We start from the raw sequence: 263 nt of genomic DNA, 5'->3' as shown, positions 1-263 counted from the left end.
GAGATTACAAAGGAACGTCCGCATGTGCTGAGCGAGAAGGAAGAGGCGCTGCTTGCTGAAGCCTCCGAGGTACTGGGGTCATCTTCAAATACATTCAGCGTGTTAAATAACGCAGATATAACGTTTCCGTCCATTAAAGACGAAGATGGGAATGAAAAACAGATCACTCACGGCAACTTTATTAATTTCTTGGAAAGTGAAAACCGTGAAGTCCGCAAAAATGCGTTTGACGCAGTGTATAAAACGTACGGACAATATAAAAA

At 42.6% G+C, this 263-nt stretch carries 1 pseudogene; it reads left to right on the top strand.

Features of this window, described 5'->3' with window-relative positions:
* Nucleotides 1-263: pseudogene (locus tag SB660_RS21420) on the top strand (oligoendopeptidase F); the annotation flags it as partial.

It is taken from the genome of Bacillus sp. SIMBA_005 (assembly GCF_046535585.1).
In the GTDB taxonomy this organism is placed as follows: Bacteria; Bacillota; Bacilli; order Bacillales; family Bacillaceae; genus Bacillus; species Bacillus pumilus.
The sequence above is the reverse complement of the archived record's forward strand: the minus strand, read 5'-3'. Positions and strand labels throughout refer to the sequence as shown.